13 protein-coding genes are annotated in these 22,470 nt (G+C 33.1%); 6 read left to right on the forward strand and 7 right to left on the reverse strand.

Annotation, left to right across the window (positions count from 1 at the left end; all coding sequences use genetic code 11):
• Positions 1-685: 685 nt before the first annotated feature.
• On the forward strand, positions 686-1,633 hold the full coding sequence (locus tag BC961_RS11030; protein WP_121926129.1) for an ABC transporter ATP-binding protein: 948 nt from the start codon (positions 686-688) through the stop codon (positions 1,631-1,633).
• A gap of 213 nt (positions 1,634-1,846) precedes the next feature.
• Here the strand turns inward: BC961_RS11030 and BC961_RS11035 are convergent, their stop codons facing one another.
• A complete protein-coding gene (locus tag BC961_RS11035) occupies positions 1,847-4,258 on the reverse strand; it encodes an alpha/beta hydrolase family protein (protein ID WP_121925911.1) in 2,412 nt (803 codons plus the stop codon).
• Positions 4,259-4,582: 324 nt separating this feature from the next.
• On the opposite strand from BC961_RS11035, the gene BC961_RS11040 reads away from it, so the two are divergent.
• Complete coding sequence (locus BC961_RS11040; RefSeq protein ID WP_121925912.1) at positions 4,583-5,590, forward strand: 3-oxoacyl-ACP synthase III family protein; 1,008 nt, start codon at positions 4,583-4,585, stop codon at positions 5,588-5,590.
• A gap of 103 nt (positions 5,591-5,693) precedes the next feature.
• Here BC961_RS11040 and BC961_RS11045 read toward each other — a convergent pair whose 3' ends face one another.
• Both BC961_RS11045 and BC961_RS11050 read right to left on the reverse strand, forming a co-directional pair.
• Positions 5,694-8,102: a TonB-dependent receptor domain-containing protein gene (locus tag BC961_RS11045; RefSeq protein ID WP_121925913.1), complete on the reverse strand. Its 2,409-nt coding sequence runs from the start codon at positions 8,100-8,102 to the stop codon at positions 5,694-5,696.
• A 281-nt stretch (positions 8,103-8,383) separates the two neighbouring features.
• Entirely contained in the window at positions 8,384-12,670 is a 4,287-nt protein-coding gene (locus BC961_RS11050) for a T9SS type B sorting domain-containing protein (protein WP_121925914.1), read from the reverse strand.
• 203 nt (positions 12,671-12,873) lie between these two features.
• Between BC961_RS11050 and argS the strand changes: the two genes are divergently transcribed.
• The 4 genes from argS (at position 12,874) to BC961_RS11070 (ending at position 18,526) form a co-directional block, all read left to right on the forward strand.
• On the forward strand, positions 12,874-14,652 hold the full coding sequence (argS, locus tag BC961_RS11055; RefSeq protein ID WP_121925915.1) for an arginine--tRNA ligase: 1,779 nt from the start codon (positions 12,874-12,876) through the stop codon (positions 14,650-14,652).
• A 329-nt stretch (positions 14,653-14,981) separates the two neighbouring features.
• Entirely contained in the window at positions 14,982-16,331 is a 1,350-nt protein-coding gene (gene ffh, locus BC961_RS11060) for a signal recognition particle protein (RefSeq protein ID WP_121925916.1), read from the forward strand.
• Between the two features lie 153 nt (positions 16,332-16,484).
• Entirely contained in the window at positions 16,485-17,366 is an 882-nt protein-coding gene (locus tag BC961_RS11065; protein WP_121925917.1) for a bifunctional 5,10-methylenetetrahydrofolate dehydrogenase/5,10-methenyltetrahydrofolate cyclohydrolase, read from the forward strand.
• A gap of 233 nt (positions 17,367-17,599) precedes the next feature.
• A complete protein-coding gene (locus BC961_RS11070; protein ID WP_121925918.1) occupies positions 17,600-18,526 on the forward strand; it encodes a magnesium transporter CorA family protein in 927 nt (308 codons plus the stop codon).
• A 47-nt stretch (positions 18,527-18,573) separates the two neighbouring features.
• Here the strand turns inward: BC961_RS11070 and rluF are convergent, their stop codons facing one another.
• From rluF to BC961_RS11090, 4 genes are all read right to left on the reverse strand, one after another.
• Entirely contained in the window at positions 18,574-19,386 is an 813-nt protein-coding gene (rluF, locus tag BC961_RS11075) for a 23S rRNA pseudouridine(2604) synthase RluF (protein WP_121925919.1), read from the reverse strand.
• Positions 19,387-19,548: 162 nt separating this feature from the next.
• Complete coding sequence (locus tag BC961_RS11080; protein WP_121925920.1) at positions 19,549-20,391, reverse strand: alpha/beta fold hydrolase; 843 nt, start codon at positions 20,389-20,391, stop codon at positions 19,549-19,551.
• 39 nt (positions 20,392-20,430) lie between these two features.
• Positions 20,431-21,210, reverse strand: a complete 780-nt coding sequence (locus tag BC961_RS11085; protein WP_121925921.1) for a zinc ribbon domain-containing protein — start codon at positions 21,208-21,210, stop codon at positions 20,431-20,433.
• 3 nt (positions 21,211-21,213) lie between these two features.
• Complete coding sequence (locus BC961_RS11090) at positions 21,214-22,308, reverse strand: Nif3-like dinuclear metal center hexameric protein (RefSeq protein ID WP_121925922.1); 1,095 nt, start codon at positions 22,306-22,308, stop codon at positions 21,214-21,216.
• Positions 22,309-22,470 lie beyond the last annotated feature (162 nt).

Here is a 22,470-nt window from a genome sequence, read left to right on the forward strand (position 1 = left end):
TTTAAACCATTAAGAACATGAAGCTTCATTAAGGCTTAACTACCTTAACTTTTTTAATGGTTTAATGTTTTTAAGGTATGGTTTTTTTTGTTTCTAAAGGTCAACAATAAGATCATTACTCAATTTTTTATGATGATTTAGATATTCTATTTTCTAGCTATTAAATGAATCACAAACCCAAATGAATCACAAACCCAAATAAATCGTGGTATAATGAAATTTTGTGAAACGGCCTTCTTTATATCTATAATAAGCGGAATACATTTTAAACCATTAAGAGAATTAAGTTCATGAAGACTTAACTAACTTAAAATTTCTTAATGGTTCAATTTTTTTAAGGTGTGATTTTTTTTGTTTCTAAAGGTTAACAATAACAAGATCAATTAAGCTTTTATGATGATTTAGATCTTCTTTTTTCTAGCTATTAAATGAATCACAAACTCAAACAAATCGTGGTGTAAACAAATTTTGTGAAACGGCCTTTTTTTATGATTTATAGTAAGCTCATTACATTTTAAACCATTAAGTTCATTAACACTTAACTAACTTAAATTTCTTAATGGTTCAATATATTTTATGATGATTTAGATACTCTTTTTTCTAGCTATTAAATGAATCATAAACCCAAACAAATCGTGGTGTAAACAAACTAAACATTGTAAATTTGCACCTTTAAATAATGATGATGCTCGAGATAAAAAATATATCCTTCGCTTATACTGAAACGCCCGTTCTTGAAGAAGTTAGTTTTACTATTGATAAAGGTAAAAACACAGCAATTATTGGCGAAAGCGGTTGTGGTAAAAGTACTTTGCTAAAATTAATCTACGGACTTTACGATCTAAATAGTGGAGCGATCACTTATAACGATAAACCTATTTTAGGACCAAAACACAATCTTGTTCCAGGAGAAGATTACATAAAATACTTAGCACAAGATTTTGATCTAATGCCATACATAACCGTTGAGGAAAATGTGGGTAAGTTCTTGTCGAATATGTATCCTGAAGATAAGAAAGTGCGCGTTCAAGAATTATTAGATATGGTTGAAATGACCGCTTTTGCAAAAGTAAAAGCTAAGTTTTTAAGTGGTGGACAACAACAAAGAGTAGCACTGGCGAGAGTTTTAGCATTAGAACCAGAAATTTTACTATTAGATGAACCTTTTAGCCAAATTGATACTTTTCGAAAAAACTCCTTGCGTAGAAATTTATTTAAATACTTAAAACATAAAGGAGTTACTTGTATTATAGCAACTCACGATAGCACAGATGCTTTATCTTTCTCTGATGAAACAATAGTAGTGCAAAATGGAAGAGTAGTCGCTAAAGGGCCTTCAAAAACTTTATACGAAAACCCAACTACAAAATATATCGCCTCTCTTTTTGGGGAAGTGAACGAGTTGCGATTAACGCAATTAATTGACGTAGAACCAGAAGAGGACCAACTGCTTTTATTATATCCACATCAACTGAAAGTAGTTGAAAATGGAATGATGCAAGTGGTGGTGAAACAGTGTTATTTTAAAGGCAGTCATTACTTAGTAAAAGCTGCATTCGAACGAAGAGCTATATTCTTTGAACACGATTCTGAACTAGAATTAAATCAGGAAGTATTCTTGATGCTAGCTTAAAAAAACAAACCCCGAAAATCGTTAGACTTTCGGGGTTTTCTATTTATTGTTGGTAAACTTTTTTTACCGCAGATTCGCAGATCTTAATTTTACCAATCATTTGTAGCTAGGGCATAAAGACTTGAATTTATTGGATTACCAATCACCCCTAAAAACTTTGTGACTTCGTGACTTTTTGGCTACAAAACGTTTTTTTTATCATCAATAATTAAATTAATTCTTCAAGTACTTTTCTAAGAACTGATCTTGTTCCCATAATAAGTGAAGGATATTCTCTTTAGCTGCATAACCATGCGACTCTTTTGGTAAAATTACCATTCTCGCAGGAGCGCCAAGACCTTTCAATGCTTGGAAATAACGTTCTGTTTGTAAAGTAAATGTTCCAGGATTGTTGTCTGCTTCACCGTGAACTAAAAGCATTGGTGTTTTCATTTTGTCTGCATTCATAAACGGTGACATCGTGTTGTACACTAATGGAGTTTCCCAGTAGTTACGTTGCTCACTTTGGAATCCAAAAGGAGTCAATGTTCTATTATAAGCACCACTTCTAGCAATTCCGCAAGTGAATAAGTTAGAATGTGTTAACAAGTTAGCAGTCATAAACGCACCATAAGAGTGACCACCTACAGCTACTTTCTTTCTATTGATATATCCTAATGCGTCAACTGCATTAATAGCTGCCTCTGCATTATCAACTAACTGTGTGATGAAATTATCATTTGGTTCAGTAGTTCCTTCACCAATAATAGGGAAAGCTGCATCATCAAGAACTACATAACCTTTAGTTACCCAGAAAATGAATGAACCGTAACTTGGGAATGTAAACTCATTTGGATTCTGAGTTACTTGACCTGCTGAATTTTTGTCTTTGTATTCTGCTGGATAAGCCCAAATCAATAGTGGCATTTTCTCTTTCTTAGCTTTATCATATCCTACCGGTAAATATAAAGTTCCAGATAATTCAACACCATCTTTACGCTTGTATTTAATTACTTCTTTACTAACATTTTTAATGCTTTCGAAAGGATTTTTGAAGCTTGTGATTGGCGTTAATTTATTTTTTTGTTTGATATTTCTAATGTAGTAATTAGGATATTCATTTTTAGATTGGATTTGGACTAATACAGTTCCTTTCTTAAAATCTTCAATCTCAATTATATCTTCTTTTTTATCTGTGTACGTTGATGTATAAAGACGTTTTGCTTTTAATGTTTTCAAATTATACTCTGAAATAAAAGGGAATTGTCCGTTTTTAGTGAATCCGTCACCTAGTAAAAAAGCGTTGTCATTTTCAATCGCTAAAACGTATCTGTTGTATTCGTTTTTTCTTGTTTCGAAATTTCCAGGATTTGAGTAAGCATCTTGAGAATTTCTATCAAAAAGTACTTTTGGAGCTTGACTCGCATCAGATGGATTGATTAAATACGTTTTTGTGTTACGAGTATCGTACCATTCATCAGTTGCAATAGCAATATTATCATTACCCCAAATCATTCTGCTGTAACGCTGTGGCGTTTTTAGCATTGAAGTAGCAGCCGTATTAAAAGGTGCGTTCCAAAGAAAAACTTCGTCTCTAAATTCTACTTTATTTGCTGGATCTCCACCATCTAAAGCTTCTGCGTAAACTAATGTCGCTGGTTTGTCAGCTCTCCAGCTCATGTTTCTTTTTCCTTTTCGAACTGCCATAAAGCCTTTAGGAATAATCTCCGTAAGCGGAACTTCGTTAACAACTTTCACTTCTGTTCCATTATTATCATAAACTGTAGATTTTATTGGAAAACGGCTCAAAGGAACTATGTATGAAAATGGTTTTTGAATAGTGTTGACCATCAAGTATTTTCCATCAGGCGAAAAACTCTCTCCTGCATACATATCAGCCTTCATGAACAAGGTTGCTGTTCCGTTCAAGTTAACTTTGTATAATTCGGATGTCATGATGTTTTCAAAATTAGCCTCATCATTTTTGTTTTTCAACATATCTGGATAAGTTCTATTTTGAGATTTTTCTCCATCTGCGTTCGAAATTATCGGACCTGTTGGTAAATCATTTTTCGAATCTAAAAGTGCTGCTCTATTCTTTGGTAACATTTTAACCAAAATAGTTTCGTTATCGTTCAGCCAGCTAAATGGACTTCCAATATTTGCATTTACATTCGCTTCTGTTAATTTCATGGCTTTCGCCGAAACAACATCTATAACCCAAAGTTCAACTCCTTTTACTGCAGTATTAGAAAAACTAATTTTTTTGTCATTTGGAGACCAAGACAAATTACTGATTTTAGCATTTTCAGGCAATCCCGAAACTTGAACTTCTTTTTTGTCGCTTACTTTACGTAACTTTAAATTATTAATGTAAGTGACTGTACTTGAAATATTTGTAGTAGGATTAATTCGCAATCCCCCTAAACGCAATTCGTCTTGATTTAAATCATCTAGCGACTTGTAAGTATTTCTGTAAGATAATAGTAAATACTCTTTTTTGGTATCCATAGAAACCGAAGGAGCTCTCTCGTAATCAGCAAGCTCTAGTATTGATTTAGATGGTTTTTGGTAATTTAGATTTTCTTGTGCAAAGGTTGTTAAACTCAGTCCAAGAAAAAGGAAGAAAGGAATTTTTAACTTCATAATTTGAGTAATTTTAAATTAATGGTTGCAATATTTGTTCGAAAATAATTGAATGTAATTAGATTTCGAAATAAATATAGCTATTTAACTTTTGAACAACCTATAGATTTAGATTATTCGATACATTAGTAGCTTTTTTTTCGATTTTTATTTGAACCAAGTCGCTGAAAATCACTGAAAAAATCATAAACTTGTATAATAATACTATTTTAAGTTTGCGGCAAAAGTGTTTTACTATGTAATCAATAAATAGTGCCTACTTTTTAGCTTAAATTTTAAAGTATGTTTTAAATTTGCAATCTTATTTTAATAAAACCGTATAATATGTATCATTCAAAAATAACAGGATTAGGATTTTATGTTCCCGATAACGTAGTTACAAATGACGATTTATCGAAAGTCATTGACACTAATGACGAATGGATTCAGGAGAGAACGGGTATTCAGGAGCGAAGACATATCATACCTGGTGAAGATACAACGACTTCGATGGGAGTTAAGGCAGCTGAAATTGCGATTAAGCGCTCCGGCGTTGCTAAAGAGGATATTGACTTTATTGTATTTGCGACTTTAAGTCCAGATTACTATTTTCCAGGACCTGGAGTTTTAGTGCAAAGAGATTTAGGTTTAAAAACCATTGGTGCATTAGATGTTAGAAATCAATGTTCTGGTTTTATTTATGCATTGTCTGTTGCAGATCAGTATATAAAAACAGGGATGTATAAAAACATCTTGGTTATCGGTTCAGAAGTGCATTCATCTGGATTGGATATGACATCTCGCGGTAGAGGGGTTTCGGTAATTTTTGGTGATGGAGCTGGAGCAGCCTTGTTAAGTCGCGAGGAAGATTTAACGAAAGGAATTCTATCTACACATTTACATTCTGAAGGACAACATGCAGAAGAATTGATTCTTAAAGCCCCAGGAATGGGTGGTCGTTGGGTTTCAGATATTTTGGCTGATAATGATCCAGAGGATGAAAGTTACTATCCGCACATGAATGGACAGTTTGTGTTTAAGAACGCTGTAGTACGTTTCAGTGAAGTAATCAATGAAGGTTTAAAAGCAAATAATCTTGAAGTATCAGATATCGATATGTTGATTCCGCATCAAGCTAATTTGAGGATTTCTCAGTTTATCCAAAATAAATTCAAATTGAGAGACGACCAAGTATTTAATAATATTCAAAAATACGGTAATACAACTGCAGCATCTATTCCTATCGCTTTAACTGAGGCGTGGGAACAAGGTAAAATTAAACCAGGAGATACAGTAGTTTTAGCTGCTTTTGGTAGTGGATTTACTTGGGCTAGTGCAATTATTAAGTGGTAAAATAAAGTACTAAAATAGTTGTAATACAAAAAACCCGGAGTTGGCATACTCCGGGTTTTTCTTTGGAAACAAAATATTAAAACTAACTCTACAAAATTATTTTTTAGAACAGTCCGCCACCAACTTGCTTAGTGTTGTTGTCTCTTTGTTTACGCTGTAAACTTTTATTTTTTCCTGCACCAAACATGTAGTTAAAACCAACATATACAGACTGGCTTTCCCATTTGAATTGTCCTACTTGAGGATAAGGATTGTCACCACTAAAGCCTGCTTTCATGGTGTCAAAAATATCATTGAAGCGAATGCTTACTGTTGCTTTGTCTTTTAGGAAAGAATAACGACCACCTGCATCAATCTTATACATTTCTTTTCCATTAAACTGCACGCCGTCAACGCCTGATCTATAAAATCCAAATAATAAGAAACGCAGATTTTTAGTTGCTTTAAAATTGCTATTGAAACGAGCATTGAAAGCTGATGATTCAACTTCTTTTTTTACAAGATCAAATGAATTTGTACCGGAGTTAAAAACAGAAATTAATCCTTTTTGAGTGATACTAGAAAAATCTACTGCTGGCTGAATATCCCACCAGCTATTGATTTTATAATTTAACGATGCTTCAAAACCGTAAGATTGGTTGTTATCAAAGTTATCGAAACTTAAAATTTGTTGGTCTAAATTTTGAGGATCGGGATAGATAATTCTATTAATTTCGTTATTGATTTTTCGAACAAATACACCTGTAGTAATAGATCCTTTCGTTATTGTTTTAGTATAATTTAATTCAACCGAATTAGTGAATTGTGGTTCTAATTCTGGATTTCCAATAGAGGTAATTCTTGGCGTACTAAATTCTCTAATCGGTTTAGTTTGCTCTAAACTAGGTCTATCAACGCGACGGCTAAAACTTATTTGGAATTGGTCTTTCTCACTAGGTGAATATGTCATCGATGCCGATGGATAAACCGTAATATAGTCGTCTTTGAATGCAGTAGCATTATTTAGTTTTGCATCTACTTTATAGCTTTCTAAACGTGCGCCTAACTGATAACCAATTTTGCTAAACTTTTGTCCGAAGGTTAAATAAGCAGAATGGATGTCTAAATCATAGTTGTAGTTAGAGTTTGATAGCGCGCTGCTGCTTGTGAGATAATTGTTTTCAGTTCGCACAATTCTAGTTTCTGCACCTATTTCTAATTTGCTTTTTTCATTCAAAGGATTCACATAGTCTAAATTGACAGTAGAGTTTTTTCTGCTATCGATAATGTCGTCTCTGTACGCATTAGTAGGGAATGTTGGGTTGCTAAATGTGGTTAGAAAATTAGCATTTTGAGTACCTGAATAAATACTGTGGTTAATTTCTAAATCCAGCGTTTCACCTTCTTTTTTTGTTAAATGTTTGAATGCTAAATTGTAAGTTCCATCTGCGCTTGTTCCTTTATATTTTGAAGTTTGAAACAGATTGTTTATCGTATTAGGATTGCTAATGGTAACATCTACTCGGCCGTCTCCAATAAGTTTATTTTGATTCGTATAAACCGATAATGTATTTTTATCATTGATATAATAATCCATTCCAATTTTGTACAAATGTGATTTGTCATTATTTTTAATGTCAAGTGACTGTTTAGAAAGGTCATCTAATCGAAGAATACTACCTTCATTAAATTTTTCACCAAAGTTATTTCCGTACGTTCCAAAGAAGTTTACTTTACCAGTTCTATAATTCATATTTGTTGAACTATTTATTTTTGGTTTTTTAGCGAAAGTGATGCCGGTGTTTATACTTGCATTAAAGCCATCATTTGCATTTTTATGTAACACAATGTTGATGATACCAGACATTCCTTCGGGATTGTATTTAGCACTTGGGTTTGTAATTAACTCAATTTTTTTAATTGAGGTCGAAGGTATTTGCTTTAGTAACTGCGAAGCTTCAATATTGCTAGGACGTCCATCCACTAGGATTCTAACGTTTTCATTACCACGCAAAGATATTTTTCCGTCTTGATCAACATTTACTGATGGAATATTACTCATTATCTCTGAAGCTGTGGCTCCAGCAGTGGTAAGGTCTTTACCCACGTTAATAATTTTTCTATCAATTTTCTGTTCGATTGTCGAACGTTCACTGATGATTGATACACCTTTTAATTCAATCGCATCTTCTTCAATCGCAATTGTATTTAAGTTGATGATGTTTTTCTCAGATAAGTTAACCGACTTTAGGATTGTTTTGTATCCAATGAATTGAATTTCGACAACGAATTCTTTTAAAGCTAGATTTTTGATTTGGAAAGTTCCGTTGTCTGCTGTAATTCCGCCCGTAACGACTTTGTTATTTTCTTTGATAACAACATTTACATACGGTAAAGGTTCGTTAGTTTTCTTGTCAATTACTTTACCGGAAATACTTCCGCTGTTTTCGGAAAGAGTTGGCTTGACTGAAGTTTGTGCTTGCAACGAAAATAATGTTGCAATAAAGCATAGTAATGTTAATTTGATTTTCATGATTGATTGTTATTTAGTTTGATTGATGATGCAAATATAAAACAATATTTTTAATATTATGTATAACAAAGTACTATTTAATGCATAATAATGTAATTTTTGTTTTAAAGTATTTATTTTACTCGATTGCAGTAAAAAAAAAAACTCATTTGGCGATATTATGATTTGTTTAATAGACAACTTTAGTGGCGTTTTGTTACAGTATTTATTGATTAATTAATTTTTTATGCAAAAAAAAGGACTTTCAATTAAGAAAGTCCTTCAATTAAGTTGTTTGATAATTACCGTTTTAACGAGAAATGTGATTTGTATTCTTTGCGTATATTATTCTCAGTGTAGCTTAGAGAAAACCAGTAATCATCGGCAGGAAGTGGATATCCATTTAAAGTTCCATCCCAACCAGGACTATTTTTTACAAGTTCTTTTATCAACTTTCCGTAGCGATCAAAAATGAACAATTTATAATTTTCTTCTTCAGGAAGTCCTTTAATTTGCCAAGTGTCATTGAATCCATCTCCATTAGGAGTAAAATATTTTGGACTATTAACAAGTGTAATTTCCAGAGGAATGGTGAACGTTCCACAATTTCCATCTCCAACACTTATTTCGTGTATTCCGGAACTCACATTGTCAAATATATTGCTTATTTGTGGTGAGCCTCCATCTAACGAATAGAGAAAGTTACTCCCGTCTCCTATAAATGGAGTAGCAATAATTGTTATCGACTGACTATTTGTAAACCATCCGCTAGTGGTAAACGTCACATCAATAGGTCGTGCAGATTCTATCACTGTAAAAGGAAAAATCTCAGAAGTACAACCAAAAATAGAAAGGTCAGTAACAACAAGCGTATAATTTCCGGGAATCGCAGCTGAAAAGTTTTCATCTGTACTTACAATATTTCCGTCTTCACTTTTCCATTCAAATGAATATCGTGGTGCTGTAAAACCACTTTTGATGTTGGCGTTAGTGATAATTCCAGTATCAACATCAATACAAATTGCTGGAATAGTAAGATTTGGTTTTGGTTTATCTGTGATTGTAATACTAATTGGTGTTTCTGAGGGACAAGTTACGGTTGAATTCAGGCCTGATTCAGCATACGCATAAATAGTGGTGGAACTTATAATTACGTCACCAGGAAATTTTTCAGTGTTGCTGCTTATAGCTCCGCCTGAATTTGTAAAGTACCTTGTGACTGGAAAAATATATGGTGGTAATTCATATGATTCGCATCTTGTTACCGGAGCGATAGGATTAAGTATAGGACTATTATATATGGTAACTGTAAACGAATCTTCGGCAGTACAATTTACTCTATTATTATTTTCTACGTAAACGTAAAGTGTTGTAGTGGTTGTGATGGGTGAATAAGGTGGCGATAATTTGGTTCCAGATCCATAAGGTCCGCCAGTTGCAGTGTAATAATCTCCCATTCCAACTATTGCTGGTAAATCAAAACTTTCACAAGAAGACTGGTCTGGGATGTCATTTACAAAAGTGACTAAAATATCAATACTATATTCTGAAACACAAGTATTTGGTGCAGTTGCAGCAGCATATACGTAAACTGTTTTTGATGAGGTGATTACGGTTCCAGGTGATAAAATTGGATTTGTGGCAGATGGTCCACCTGCAAATTCATAATACTCTCCATTGGTCAAATCATCTAAAATATAATTATCGCCGCAACGTATTACTTCAACAGGTTTAGAATCGACAGCTGGTGAATTATTGATAGTTATTTGGAATTCTTCTTGAACATAACAAGGACCTGTAGCGAGTTTGTCATAAAAATACATTTTTTGCGAAGTAGTTATTGCAGATCCCACGGGAAGCAATCGTCCAGTTCCAAGCGATCCTGTAAAGTAATTTCCTGAGTGCGCGACTGCTGGTAAATAGTACACATCACATTGCGGACCCGTATCTGGTATTATTGGTAAAGGAGGAATGTTTACTGTAACGGTAAAGTCTAATGAATCTGTACAAGTTTGCCCCGAAATATAATACCAAAGTGTTGTTGATGCATTAATTGATGTCCCAGCTGGAACTTGTGATCCTCCACCTGCCGCCGCTGTTCGATATTCACCAACTCTTAACGCAGGCAATATATATGCTGAGCAAGAATTCACATCTGTGGGACGTGAAATACTTGATAAATTAATAAAAATTTTAAATGATTTTTCTGAGAAACAATTGGTTGGAGATGTAGCAGTTTCTTTATAAACATATATTGTAGTTGTTGTAGTTATTACTGTTCCTGCCGCTAAAATAGATCCAGTTTTATTTGGACCGCTATAGTAAACACCTCCATTATTATCTACAGGTAAAGTGTAAGAAATGCATCCAAACTGATTGTCATAGTTAGGTAATACAGTAAAGGGAATTATAGTAATGTCAAAAGCTCTTTCTTCTATACAAGATGGAGTAACGGTGGTATCTTCAAACCAGACATAAAACCTGTTTATACCAGCAGAGTTAATTACAGTGCCTGAATTAATAGGGATATTGCCCGAAGTTGAAGGTCCGCCAGCTTGTTTATAATATCTTCCGTATGGTAAAGCCGGTAGTATATATTGTGTGCAAAAAGTTTTAGAAACAGGTGTAATGTCATCTAAATCGATAATAGTTATGTTAAAAGAATCTTGGTTAGTACAAACTCCCGACTGATTAAAAACATATAAACTATTCGTGGTTGCAGTTATGACATCTCCTGCAAAAAGTTGCGTTCCAGTACCATTACTTCCTGTCCAATATTGCGATCCTGAAGTAGTTAATGCGGTAAGTCTATAAGAGTTACAGACAAATACATCACTAAAAATGTCTACTGCAGGTAAAGGATTTACGATTAGTTTAAAACTGCCGACTGTAAAACAACTACCATCTGAAATATTTTGTAAACGCGCCCACAAAGTTGTATTAGCAGATGGAAATTGATTTCCAGCATTCAATTTAACTATTTTATTATTATTGTTTGCTCCAGCAGCAGAGGAGTGGAAAGTCAATATGGTATAAAGTGGACTTTGTGTTCCTAAAATTAAATTAATTTGGGATGTTAAATTAAAATTTGCTTTCAATGGAGTTTCAGTTAAATTTCGAGAACACAATTCTAAATCAGGTAGATTATTTGGAATTTGAGGAGAAGGGGTAACTAACAATTGAAATGCTCTAATTTCGAAACATAAAGTCATTGGATTTTGTATTCTAGCGTAAATTACTTTTCCACTTTGTGATAGTGTAAGCGTTTGTGTCAATGGAATTGGGCCGGTATTGCTCATCGCAAACGTGTTACTATTGTGATAGGAAATAAGCGTCGAAGTTGGTAAATCATCTAATACTCCAGTAGCAGTTTGAGCCTGATTTATTCCCGCCATAATAATCGCTGAATTTTTACTTAAATCAAAATTATAAAATGGTGTTCCAGTATCGCATAGATAGATATTAGGAACGGTAGCGATAATTCCTATTTTAGGATAAATTTCAATTGTAATTTCGTCGGTTACTTCGATGCAAGTCGGTTCTTTATAGGCGACACTATAAATATGAATTCCAGAACTTACTATTGGTGTGATGTTATTTAAATCTAATGTTTGAGCTGTTTGTGGAGGCGAAAATGCTACTCCATCTTTTTTCCAAATAAAAGTTGTTCCCGGACTTAATCCGTTTGCTCTTAAGATGGGTAAAGTACTCCCCGGACAAATTGCAGAACCATTTGCTGAAGTGTAATCAAGTCCCAATATATTTTGCCCAATATTAAAAGTATTTCCTTCTAAAAATATAGCAGAATCGTAGCCTGTATTATTCCCACCATCAGCAATAACAAGCTTAATTCTATACACATGATTGACATTCAGGCCATTTGCTGATGCGAGCATTTTGATGGTTTGACCATTGAAATTTGTTGCAGTACCAAATCCAGTACCGTTGAATTTACCAAAATAACTAGGATTTGCAGAAGGACAATTGGAGTTATATTTAGAATCTCGTATTGTTTCGACAGATATAGGAATAGTTGTGCTAGGGATTACTGCTAGATTTACATTAGTATTTCCAGCAGTGACATCCTTCAACAAAAATGCAAATGCGTCAGAAAAATTACATTGTGATGTGCCGTACTCTTCTGATGAAAACAGAAATGAAAAATTAAAATCGGGAGTTTTTGGTTGGAAATCAAACTCAATATAACTCGCATTTATCGAATTGATCGTTATACCGGATTGCGAAAGTAAATTAGCTTCTAAGTCTGCATCACCTAACCAACTTGCTATTCCATCACTTAAAATAGAAGTATTGGGACCTGGAATTTTATTTACGTCTCCTGTGCTTAAAACAACACCATTTGCAAAAGGAAATGCAGGATTTGTATTTTCGAAATAACCTACACCGTTGGAAGAGTTGTAGTTAGTTCCTGTCCTTGATTTGACATTCGTACCCACTACACAAGGGGAATTAATAAGTACTTTATTTACTAATTGTTCAGGAGTATAATTTGTTGTGTTGACAGTTATTGATTGGGAATAACCGCTATAAAAAACAAATAACAATAAAGAAATAATTGTTTTTTTCATCTCTCATTTTGTTAGTTTTGTGGAACCAAAATTGCGAAAACTGAAATTGAAGGTAAAAGATACGGAAATTTTGTCTTAAGTCGATATATTGAACTAAACTAGTTGCAATATTTTAATTTAGAAATGCTTTTAAAAGGTAATTGACTAACTTTTATAGTCATTATAAGGAATTAGAATTATATTTGCACTCTTAAAATTATATCATGACATTACCACAGATTCTTACGCCCTCGATTCAAAAAGCTGTAAATGCTTTATTTGATGTTGCTATCGATAAAGTCGAATTTCAAACAACGCGGAAAGAATTTGAAGGAGATATAACAATGGTTATTTTTCCCTTATTAAAATTAGTGAAAAGCAATCCTGTTGAGTTAGGAAATAAAATTGGAAACTATTTAGTTGAAAATCTGGCTGAGGTTAGTCGTTTCAACGTCGTTTCTGGATTTTTAAATATTGTTGTTTCAGATCAATATTATTTGGATTTCTTCGGCAAAATTAAAGATGTTGAGTCTTTTGGTTTCGTAGCTCCTGATCCAAATGAAAAAGCGGTTATGGTGGAATATTCTTCGCCAAATACAAATAAACCACTCCATTTAGGTCACGTTAGAAATAATCTATTAGGATATTCAGTTGCTGAAATTATAAAGGCATCTGGTAAAAAAGTATATAAAACTCAAGTCATCAATGACAGAGGAATTCATATTTGTAAATCAATGTTGGCGTGGCAGAAATTCGGCAACGGACAAACTCCAGAATCAACAGGTTTAAAAGGAGATAAATTAGTTGGTAACTACTATGTTGCTTTCGATAAAGCGTACAAAGTTGAAATAGCGCAACTGATGGACGCAGGTAAAACCGAAGAAGAAGCTAAAAAGCAAGCACCAATCATTGTACAGGCACAAGAGATGTTACTAAAATGGGAAGCGGGAGATGATGAAGTGATCAAGCTTTGGAAAATGATGAACCAATGGGTTTATGATGGTTTTGCTATTAGCTACAAGAATCTAGGTGTAGATTTTGACACGTATTATTATGAAAGTAACACTTATTTATTAGGAAAAGATGTTGTTCAAATAGGTTTAGATAAAGGTGTTTTCGAAAAAGATCCTGACGGTTCCGTGTGGATTGATTTAACAGAAGAAGGTCTTGATCGCAAAATTGTTTTGCGTTCTGACGGAACTGCCGTTTACATGACTCAAGATATTGGAACAGCAATACAACGTGTTAAAGATTTTCCTGATGTAGGCGGAATGGTTTATACTGTAGGAAATGAGCAAGATTATCACTTTAAAGTGTTATTCTTAATCTTGAAAAAATTAGGTTTTGATTGGTCTAAGAACTTATTCCATTTGTCTTACGGAATGGTAGATTTACCATCTGGGAAAATGAAAAGTCGTGAAGGAACAGTTGTCGATGCTGATGATTTGATGCAAGAAATGACCGATACTGCTCAAAAAATTGCTGAAGACTTAGGTAAATTAGATACCTATTCAGTTGAAGAAAAAGCTAAATTATACAACACTATAGGTCTGGGAGCTTTGAAATACTATATTTTAAAAGTAGATCCTAAAAAACGAATATTGTTTAATCCTGAGGAATCTGTTGATTTTGCAGGAAATACTGGTCCGTTTATTCAATATACATATGCTCGAATTCAATCGATCATTCGTAAAGCTAATTTTGATTTTTCAAATAAATCTCAGATAGAAACGCTTCACGAAAAGGAAAAAGCATTAGTGAAACAATTAGAGTTGTTTCCTGAAGTGATTCAAAATGCAGCACAACACCATAGTCCAGCTTTATTAGCTAATTATACGTATGATTTAGTTCGTGAATATAACTCATTCTATCAAGCAGTTCCTATTTTAGGCGAGGAAGATTTAGAGAAGAAAATATTCAGAGTACAACTCTCTAAAAAAGTAGCCGATGTAATTGCATCTTCATTCAAATTACTAGGAATAAATGTTCCAGATAGAATGTAAAACAGTCTATAGATTTTTAAAAAACGATTTCGTAATGAGGTCGTTTTTTTTTGTTTATGATTGTAACTAACGATAGCTAATATTGCTTTCTTGCTAGCTATTGACATAGGAATAATTGAGAAAATAACTTTCTAAATTCACGAATTCGAGTACCTAAGAATTTTGCTAAAATAATGGTTAGTTAAAAATTCTTAAAAATGCTATTAAAGAATTACTGTTATAACTAAAAGCTCTACGATTTTAGGTAAAAATGCTATCCAATTAAGTACTATTCTAATTGCCTAATTATCTAATTAGTTTATCTTTGCATTTCTAAATAAATCAATACTATGTTCGATAATTTAAGCGATAAACTAGATAAAGCCTTTCATATACTTAAAGGTCACGGAAAAATCACCGAAGTAAATGTAGCCGAAACGCTAAAAGAAGTTCGTAGAGCCTTGCTTGACGCCGATGTTAACTTTAAAATTGCTAAAGATTTTACTACTAAAGTAAAAGAAAAAGCAATAGGACAAGATGTATTAACAACACTTCAGCCAGGTCAATTATTAGTAAAGTTAGTTAAAGATGAATTAACCGAATTAATGGGTGGTGATGTTGTTGGAATTAATCTTTCAGGAAATCCTACAGTAATCTTGATGTCTGGTCTACAAGGATCAGGGAAAACTACTTTCTCTGGAAAACTAGCTAATTATCTTCTTACTAAAAAGAATAAAAAACCGTTATTAGTTGCTTGTGATATCTACCGTCCAGCAGCAATCCAGCAATTATATGTTGTAGGAGATTCAATAGGGGTTGAGGTTTACTCAGAACCAGAAAATAAAAATCCTGTTGAAATTGCTGAAAACGCGATTAAGCATGCTAAGGCAAATGGTTTTAATGTTGTAATTGTAGATACAGCAGGTCGTTTAGCGGTTGACGAGGAAATGATGAATGAAATTGAGCGCGTACACAAAGCGATACAACCTCATGAGACATTATTTGTAGTTGATGCAATGACAGGTCAAGATGCTGTAAATACCGCAAAAACATTCAACGAAAGATTAAATTTTGACGGTGTAATTTTAACTAAATTAGATGGTGATACTCGTGGTGGAGCTGCGATTTCAATTAAATCTGTAGTTAATAAACCAATTAAATTTGTCGGTACTGGTGAAAAGATGGATGCTATTGATGTATTCTATCCTATTCGTATGGCCGAAAGAATTTTAGGGATGGGTGATGTTGTGTCTTTAGTTGAAAGAGCTCAAGAGCAATTTGACGAAGATGAAGCGAGAAAAATCCAAAAGAAAATTGCTAAAAATGAATTCGGTTTTGACGATTTCCTTTCTCAAATACAGCAAGTAAAGAAAATGGGTAATATGAAAGACTTGGTTGGAATGATACCAGGTGCTTCAAAAGCCATGAAAGATGTAGAAATAGAAGATGATGCTTTCAAACATATTGAAGCAATTATTCATTCAATGACTCCGATCGAAAGAAGTAAACCCGCTTTAATCGATGTCAAAAGAAAAGCTAGAATTGCAAAAGGTTCTGGAACAAAAATCGAACAGGTCAATCAATTGATGAAGCAGTTTGAGCAGATGAGTAAGATGATGAAAATGATGCAAGGTCCAGGAGGAAAGAACTTGATGAAAATGATGGGCGGAATGAAAGGCGGAATGCCAGGAATGAAATAATATTTTTGAGGTTTAAAGATTCAAACTACTTGAAGCTTTAAACCTCAATTTTTTAATAAAACAATTACAACAAATACTCAGTTACTATTTTTTGTTTCGAATTTCAAAATGAATTTTTAACTGAAAAATAGTAAGCTCTAAATTAAAATAAAAATGCAACTACTAGACGGAAAAAAAACAGCGGAAGATATTAAAAGTGAAATCGCTGTTGAAGTACAAAAAATGAAAGATAAAGGCGAGAAAGTGCCGCATTTAGCAGCCTTAATTGTTGGAAATGATGGAGCTAGTTTAACTTACGTGGGAAGTAAAGTAAAGGCTTGTGAAAGAGTAGGATTTGAGTCTACTTTAGTTAAAATGCCTAGTACGACTACGGAAATTGAATTGCTTAAAAAAATAAAAGAATTAAACGAGAACGACAACATTGATGGCTTCATCGTTCAATTGCCTTTGCCAGAACAAATTGATGAGCAAAAAGTATTGATGGCAGTGGACCCAAGTAAAGATGTGGATGGATTTCATCCAGAGAATTTTGGAAAAATGGCATTAGACATGACGACTTTTATTCCAGCAACTCCTTTTGGAATTCTAGAGTTATTAGAAAGATATGAAGTAGAAACTAAAGGTAAACATACTGTTGTTATAGGTCGCAGTCATATTGTGGGAAGGCCAATGAGTATTTTAATGGGAAGAAAAGGGTTTCCTGGAAATTCAACGGTAACTTTGACACACAGTTACACTAAAAATATTGAGGAAATTACAATTCAAGCAGATATTATAATAACGGCTTTAGGAGTGCCTAATTACTTAAAAGCGAATATGGTTAAAGAAGGTGTTGTTGTGATCGATGTAGGTATTACGCGCGTTCCTGATGAGACTCACGCTAAGGGATACGTAATTACTGGTGATGTTGATTTTGATGAGGTAAGTAAAAAAGCTTCATTTATCACTCCAGTTCCTGGTGGAGTAGGACCTATGACTATTGCAATGCTATTGAAAAACACACTTTTAGCAAGAGAAATGAAGAGAAATAAATAAAATTATATTTTAAATTTAATGAAGAGCCTTAAATGAAAGTTTAAGGCTTTTTTGGTCTTAATAAAATAATAAAAAGATAAATAGGGTGATGCTTAAATAAAATTTAAATAATACTTTTGCACCACTTAAAAAAAACAGCCTTTAAAATGGACGACTATTATTCGGAAATGTTGAACTAATGTAGCACTTGATAAAATATCAAGAGGCTATATATGAACCTATAGAATTTTGATATGAGAGCTTTTTACAAAAACAATAACGGATTAATGTCCATTAACGAATGGATTCCAAACTGCTGGATAAATATTGAATGTCCAACTGAAGCAGAAAAAAAATACGTACTTGAAGATTTAGAAGTTCCCGAAGCTTTTTATAATGATATTGAAGATATTGATGAACGACCACGAATCGAAATCGAGAATGGTTGGACCTTAATTATCATGCGTATTCCAGTTAAAAGTAACGATGTTAAATTACCTTTCCACACCATTCCTGTTGGTATTATTTTTAAAGACGCGATTTGCTTGACGATTAGTTTTCATAAAACGGAAATGTTATCAGATTTTGTAACCTACACTAAGCGTAAGAACATCGATATCAAGGATAATTTTGACTTAGTTTTGAAATTGTTATTGTCATCTAGTGTTTGGTTTTTAAAATACTTAAAACAAGTAAATCAAAAAATTAAATTAGCCGAAGACAATTTGGAGAAATCCATAAAAAATGAAGAGCTACAAGCTTTACTCCAAATTGAAAAGTGCTTGGTCTTTTTTATGACTTCGTTAAAAGGGAATGATATTCTTTTACATCGAATCAAGAATATTAAATCTCAACGTGAATTTTTTGATTTTGATTTGCTGGAAGATGTTGAAATTGAATTGCGCCAAGCTCAAGAAACCACAAATATTTACAGTGATATCTTAACGGGAACGATGGATGCATACGCTTCTGTGATTTCAAATAATATGAATACAATAATGAAACAAATGACTTCAATATCGATCATACTAATGATTCCAACATTGATTGCCAGTTTATATGGGATGAATGTGCCTAATTCATTAGAGGATAATAAATACGGCATGTGGATTTTGATTGCAGTTTCGATTTTGCTTTCAGCTTCTGGAGTGTTTTTATTTAAAAGAAAAAGATGGTTTTAAGCCTATAAAAAAAGCGTTTCAATACTGTTGAAACGCTTTTTTATTTTTTAATAATCTCCTTTATTTTTAAACCTAGGGTCCTCTCTTTTTATGAATTCTGTTCTTCTTCTTGGCTTTTCCTCTTCTGGTATACTTCCTTCTTCAGTTTTGATTGATGGTTCAATTAGTTGATTCATTTCTATGATTTCGGCATCGGTAAGATCACGATAACGACCTACAGGAATATCAAGTGAAATATTGATAATTCTAATACGTTTAAGAGCTGTAACTTCATATCCAAGATATTCGGTCATTCTCCTAATTTGGCGATTTAAACCTTGTGTCAAAATGATTTTAAAAATAAATTTACTAATTTGTTCAACCTTGCATTTTTTAGTAATAGTATCTAATATTGGAACTCCATTACCCATTCTTTCTATAAAGCGATCAGTGATAGGTTTATTTACGGTTACCGTATATTCTTTTTCGTGATTATTTCTTGCTCGCAATATCTTGTTTACAATATCACCGTCATTAGTCATGAAAATTAATCCTTCACTTGCTTTGTCTAATCTTCCAATAGGAAATATGCGCTTTGGATAATTGATGTAATCTACAATGTTATGGCGAACCTCTAAATTTGTGGTGCATTCAATACCAACTGGCTTATTAAAAGCGAGATAGACCGGTTTTTCATTTTTCTCTCTAATTAATTTGCCGTCTATACGAACTTCGTCACTCGGTGAAACTTTAGTTCCTAATTCTGGTACGATTCCATTAATGGTTACGCGACCTTCTTCAATTATTTTATCCGCTTCACGACGAGAGCAATATCCAGTTTCTCCTATGAATTTATTAAGGCGTTTTAGATTTTCTTCCATATTGCAAAAGTAAGCAATTTGATAATTAGATATTGTGAAATTTAGAAAATAGAAGTGCTTAAGTTTTTAAGATATAAAACAAAGTGAGCTATCATTGGAAGTTGATATCACAATAAATAAATAATGTTTGGTAGAAAACAGGGTACAAAAATCTGAGGCAAATCAATCAAATAAAAACTGACTTACTTTTTTATAAAGTTGGTCATCATGCATGCTGTGCCCTAATCCTTTAGTTTCAATAAAAACAGCATTTTTCCATGCACTTTTAATTTTTTGTGACTCTTCAAATCGAACTATTTCATCGTCAAAGTCGTGTGCAATTAGTCCTTTAATATTTAGTTTTGAGGCAAATACTTTACCTGAAAATTGGTCTAAGCTAAGTTTGAAATTATCTAAATAATAGGCTTCTAAAGATTTAAAAATTCTTTTGTTTAAGCTTAGAAGGTTGATGTAATTATTAAGAATAATATTGAAGTCGCTAGGTGATCCCAAAACAACCATTTTTTCCAAGATGTCGTTTTGGTAAACGGATTGATAATAGAGACACGCTTTTCCTCCAAGAGAATGCCCTATTAAATACTGTGGTTTAAATTTTTTAACAGCGATATTAATAAAAGCTGCATACTGAGGAATATTAAATTCTTTTCCACTTGATAAGCCGTGAGCAGGCGCATCTATCGCAATTATTGTACTTCCTGATTTTTGTAGATAAGGAAGCATTGTTTCCCAGCGTGAGGCGTTACTTTCCCATCCGTGTACTAAAAGAATGGTATTTTTATTTCCTTTCCAAGTGTAAGTTTGGATCGAATCTCCATCGAGGTGGAATGTTTCAGCTTCGGCTTTTGAGAGTATTTCTGGTAGTTTGTCTTTATGAAGTTTGCCGTCTCTTGGTTCACTGAAAAGAGCGTAAGCTAATCGCGATGCTTTCTTTGGAAATACAAAACTTAAAGTGTTAATGTAAACTCCAATAGACTTAGTGAAAAGAAAGTAAATTAATTTTTTCATAAAAAAAAAGTCCCGATGTGAATCGGGACTTAAATATAATTAAAACTTAGCAAATAATTGATCCATTTTTTCTTTTTCTTCTTCAGCTAGAACGCTGTCTACTAGTATTCTTCCAGAGTGCTCATCAGTAATGATTTTCTTTCTAGAGGCAATTTCAACTTGCGTTTGTGGTGGAATAGTGAAGAATGATCCTGCAGAAGCACCTCTTTCGATAGATACAACAGCTAAACCATTACGAACACTTGTTCTAATTCTAGTGTATGCTTTCAACAATCTTTCTTCAATTAAAGCTTGGTATTCTGCTGATTTCTCAGATAAGAAAGCCTCTTCTTTTGCAGTTTCAGCCATGATAGCGTCTAACTCTGATTTTTTATGCTTTAAGTGATTTGATTTTGCTTCTAATCTTTCTTTTGAGCTAGCAATAACTTCTTTCTTATGCTCCATTGAAGCTTTCATTTCTTTAATTTGCTTCTCAGATAATTGAATTTCTAATTCTTGAAATTCAATCTCTTTTGTCAACGAATTAAATTCTCTGTTATTACGAACAGTTTCTTGCTGCTTAGTATATTTTTTGATAGATTCTTTATGATCCTCAATTGCATTCTTTTTAACTTTAATAAGATCCTCGACAACTTCAAGTTCTCCTTTCAATTTTTCAGAACGCGTACTTAAACCAGCCACTTCATCTTCTAAGTCTTCCACTTCTAAAGGAAGTTCTCCTCTTACATTTCTGATTTCGTCAATTCTGGAGTCAATAAGTTGTAAATCGTAAATCGCTCTTAACTTGTCCTCAACACTTAATTCTTTCGTATTCGTCATATTCTATAAGTACTTAACTGGATTTGAATTTTCTTCTGATAAAATAACGGCAAAATTAAGGATTTTTTTTCGAAGATACTCTACAATATAATTTTTTGTATAGCGTTCGCTTTCAAAATGTCCAATATCTGCTAATAAAAGTTGATTTTCGACTTGATAGAACTCATGATACTTCAAATCAGCTGTCAAATAGACATCTGCTCCAGCTTGTATTGCGTTATTTATTGCAAAACTTCCCGCTCCTCCAAGGACTGCTATTTTTTTTACTTCTTTTCCAAGAAAGTTTGAATGCCGAATTCCATCTGCCATCATTTTTTCTTTTACAAATAATAGAAAATCACGCTCATTCATTGGGTTTTGTAGTTCACCTATCATTCCCATTCCAATATTTTGATGCTCATTTTTTAACTCATAAATCTCATAAGCTACTTCTTCATATACATGGTTTTCAAAAAGAGCTTTTAAAATTTTATTTTCTAAATGTTTTTCGAAAGTAACTTCTATTTTTATTTCTTCACCCTCAACAAATTCAAATTTTTTCCCTAATTGCGGGTTACTATTTTCATTGCCCATAAAAGTCCCGATGCCTTTTGAATTGAAACTGCAGTCTTCGTAATTACCAATGTTTCCTGCTCCTGCATTAAAAAGTGCATTTCGAACTTTTCCTGCATTTTCAGGTATTGTGAACGTCACTAATTTTCTGATGAAATTTTGTTTAGGAATTAGAACTTTAGTATTAATTAGTCCAAGGGCATCACAGAAAATTTTATTGACGCCGTATTGATGATTGTCTAAAGCAGTATGCACAGCATAAATTGCAATGTCATTTTTAATGGCTTTGACAACTGCTCGCTCTACATAATTCTTTCCAGTTATTTTTTTTAGTCCACTAAATAAAATAGGGTGGAAGCAAACCACTAGATTGCATTTTTTGGCTATTGCTTCGTCAATTACATTTTCTAATGCGTCGTGGCAGACTAATACTCCAGTTGCGTCGGTATTTTTATCACCTACTAGTAATCCAACATTGTCAAAATCCTCAGCATAAGCTAGAGGAGCCATTTCTTCAAGTACAGACAGAATTTCTTTTATTTTCATTTTATATCAATTCAATGCGGTTGTATTTTCTTTAACTCTCAATTTTAAAGTTGCAGTTTTCGAGAAAAAATAAATCAAAAAAGCTATTGTTAATTTATGGCGCCATTTGTATACTTTACTTTAGAATTGGAAATTTTCTAAGGCAGGAGATAAGATTCACTT

Origin of the sequence: Flavobacterium weaverense, from assembly GCF_003688495.1 — a bacterium.
In the GTDB taxonomy this organism is placed as follows: Bacteria; Bacteroidota; Bacteroidia; order Flavobacteriales; family Flavobacteriaceae; genus Flavobacterium; species Flavobacterium weaverense.